General features: G+C 71.2%; 3 protein-coding genes and 1 pseudogene. All 4 read right to left on the bottom strand.

Features of this window, described 5'->3' with window-relative positions; genetic code table 11:
• Positions 1-71 precede the first annotated feature (71 nt).
• A complete protein-coding gene (locus ACFRFC_RS38190; protein ID WP_382690363.1) occupies positions 72-749 on the bottom strand; it encodes an ABC transporter permease in 678 nt (225 codons plus the stop codon).
• Complete coding sequence (locus tag ACFRFC_RS38185; RefSeq protein ID WP_382690361.1) at positions 746-1,453, bottom strand: ABC transporter permease; 708 nt, start codon at positions 1,451-1,453, stop codon at positions 746-748. The genes ACFRFC_RS38190 and ACFRFC_RS38185 overlap by 4 nt, the downstream gene beginning before the upstream one ends.
• Positions 1,450-2,664, bottom strand: a complete 1,215-nt coding sequence (locus tag ACFRFC_RS38180) for an ABC transporter ATP-binding protein (RefSeq protein WP_382690359.1) — start codon at positions 2,662-2,664, stop codon at positions 1,450-1,452. The genes ACFRFC_RS38185 and ACFRFC_RS38180 overlap by 4 nt, the downstream gene beginning before the upstream one ends.
• 356 nt (positions 2,665-3,020) lie before the next feature.
• Positions 3,021-3,179 (bottom strand): annotated as a pseudogene (locus tag ACFRFC_RS38175) (FAD:protein FMN transferase); the annotation flags it as partial.

Here is a 3,179-nt window from a genome sequence, read left to right as displayed (position 1 = left end):
CATAGCGACGGGGCGAAGCAACCAGGCCCGAATTAACCAACAGCATCCCTGCGGGCGCGCGGCCCTTCCCCCTACGCGGCGGCGCTCGGCCGCCGTACTCCCCGTGACACCGTCGCTCTCGCCACCGCCCAGAACAGGCCCAGGGTGACCAGGGCCAGTACGGCCACCAGGGTGGCGCCGCCGACCACCTTCTCGTAGTCGCGCTGGTAGAGGCCGTCCACGATGTAGCGGCCCAGGCCGCCGAAGCTGACGTATGCCGCGATGGTCGCCGTCGAGACGATCTGGATGGCCGCCGAGCGCAGGCCGCTGAGGATCAGCGGGAGGGCGACGGGGACCTCGACGCGCAGAAGGATGGCGGGTTCGGCCATGCCCATGCCGCGGGCGGCGTCCACGGGGGCCGGGTCGACCGAGCGGACCGCCTCGTAGGTGGTGACCAGGATCGGCGGGACGGCGAGGACCACCAGCGGGATCATCACGGGGGCCAGGCCCAGGCCGAGCAGGATGAACATCAGGACCATCAGGCCGAAGCTGGGCAGCGCGCGGGCGGCCGTGGCGATGAGGGCGAGGGTGTTGCCGCCGCGTCCGGTGTGGCCGGTGATCAGGCCGACGGGCAGACCGATGGCGGCGGCGACACCGAGGGCCATCAGGGTGTACTGGACGTGCTCCAGGAGCCGGGTGGGGATGCCGTCGTACCCCTGCCACCGGGCGCTGTCGCTGAAGAACGCGTCGATGAAGTTCAGGATGTTCACAGCGTGGCCTCCACCTGGACGGCACCGGCGGTGGCCCCGGACCGGTCGGCGGGGGCGGTTCGGCCGCCGCGTGGCATCCACGGCGTCAGCAGCAGCCGCAGACCGATGAGCAGGGCGTCCACCACGATGGCGAGGACGGCCGTGCCGATCACGGAGAGCCAGATCAGCCGGGGCTGGTTGTAGATCATGCCGCTGTTGAGCAGATTGCCGAGGGCGCCCTGATTGCCGATCAGCATGCCGACGCTGACCAGGGAGATGCTGGAGACCGACGCCACACGCAGTCCGGCGATGATCGCGGGGGCGGCGATGGGCAGCTGGATCTGGAGGTAGCGGCGGATCGGGCCGAAGCCCATGGCGGTGGCGGCGTCCAGGGTCTCGCGCGGCACCGAACGCACCCCGTCCACGATGGCCGGGACGAACACGACCAGGCTGTAGACGGCGAGCGGGATCATCACCGTCGTCTCGCTCAGACCGGTGTAGTCGATGAGGACGACGAAGAAGGCCAGCGACGGGATCGCGTACAGCACGGTCGTCACCCACAGCACGGGCGGGTACAGCCAGCGCAGCCGGACGCACAGCTGGGCGACGGGCAGCGCCACCAGCAGGCCGATGAGCACGGGGATCAGGGCGTTGCGCAGATGCAGGACGATCAGGCCCCAGTAGGTGTTCTGGAGGTCGCTCGGCATGTCGAAGAGGCCGTTCATCGGGCGGCCTTCTGCGTACGGACACGGCCCGGCCCGCCCGCGGCGTCCTGGGCGCCCGGCCCGCGTTGTGCGCCTTGTGCGCCCTGCCCGCCCTGTGCACCCAGCGTGCTCTTGGCGTGTGCGCCCCGGATGGTCTCGCCGATCGTGGTCTGGGAGACCACGCCCGAGGCGCGGCCCTCGGCGTCCACGGCGACGGCCCAGCCGGTCGGTGACAGCACGGCGGCGTCCAGCGCGGCGCGCAGTGAGTCCTCGGCGGGGCGGAAGGGGTGCCCGTAGGGGAGCAGCCGCTCGGGATGGATGTCACCGGCGGTCAGTTCGCCCCGTACGCCCCAGCCCAGGGGCCGGCCGTCGAGGCCGGTGACCAGGAGATAGGGGGCGTCGTCGGTGTCGCGGGCGGCGAGCTGCTCGGCGGTGGCGTCGACGGCGACGATGGGCGTGGTGAGCAGCGGCAGTCCGGCGGACGGGAAGAAGGACAGCCGGCGCACCCCGCGGTCGGCGCCGAGGAAGTCCTCGACGAAATCGTCGGCGGGGTGGGTGAGCAGCTCGGCGGGCGGGGCGAACTGGGCGAGCCGGCCGCCGGTGCGCAGCACGGCGACCATGGTGCCCAGCTTGACGGCCTCGTCGATGTCATGGGTGACGAAGACGATCGTCTTGCCCAGCTCGGCCTGGAGTCGCAGCAGTTCGTCCTGGAGGCCCTTGCGGACGACCGGGTCGACGGCGGAGAACGGCTCGTCCATCAGCAGGACGGGCGGGTCGGCGGCGAGTGCGCGGGCCACGCCGACGCGCTGCTGCTGGCCGCCGGAGAGCTGGTAGGGGTAGCGGCGGGCGAGGGCGGCGTCGAGGCCGACCCGGTCCATCAGCTCGCGGGCCCGGGTGCGGGCCTTGTCCTTGCTCCAGCCGAGCAGCCGGGGCACGGTGGCGATGTTGTCGATGATCGTGCGGTGCTGGAAGAGGCCCGCGTTCTGGATGACGTACCCCATGGACCGGCGCAGGGTGTTGACCGGCTGCTGGGTGATGTCGGTGCCGTCGATGAGGATGGTGCCCTCGGACGGTTCGATCATCCGGTTGATCATGCGCAGGGTCGTGGTCTTGCCGCAGCCGGACGGTCCGACCAGGACCGTGATGGACCGGTCCGGTATGTCCAGGGAGAGCCGGTCCACCGCCACCGTGCCGTCCGGGTACCGCTTGGTGACTGAATCTATCCGTATCAAAGCGCCGAATACCCTTCGGGGTTGGCCAGTTGCTGAGCGCGTTCACGCACCTTGTGCGCGGTCTCGGCCGGTCGCGGAGAGAGTGTAGACCGGTTGTGTTGCCAAAACTTGGCGAACGCACATCGTTCCCGACCGGAACAGTAGGACACCCGCCGGGCAGTGCATCACGGGGGCGGTGCCGGGGTCGACCCGATTTCAGCCGGGTCCGGCCGGAAACTCAGCGAACCGCACCGCCGCCGAGGGGCGCGGGGAACCGCGCCGGCAACCACGACGCACCCACACCCACACTCGCAACCACGACACACCCACACCCACACCCCCACCCACCCCACAACCCCCACCCTCCGGGCGCGACCTCACCCCCCGAGAACCGGCAACCCCGCACTCCTGCGCACCCGCCGCTCCCCATCCACGGCGAACACCTCACACCCCTCCCGGGCGGCAGCCCACCCCACCCCCTGCGCGCCGAGCGCGAACGCGGCCGTCGCGGTCACGTCCGCCTCCGTCAGCGTGGG

This window comes from Streptomyces sp. NPDC056734 (genome assembly GCF_042790455.1).
GTDB lineage: Bacteria > Actinomycetota > Actinomycetes > Streptomycetales > Streptomycetaceae > Streptomyces.
The sequence above is the reverse complement of the archived record's forward strand: the minus strand, read 5'-3'. Positions and strand labels throughout refer to the sequence as shown.

Bases quoted from the DNA above. Each gene is read 5' to 3' on its own strand.
- ACFRFC_RS38185 (WP_382690361.1), bottom strand. From the start codon at position 1,453: ATGAACGGCCTCTTCGACATGCCGAGCGACCTCCAGAACACCTACTGG.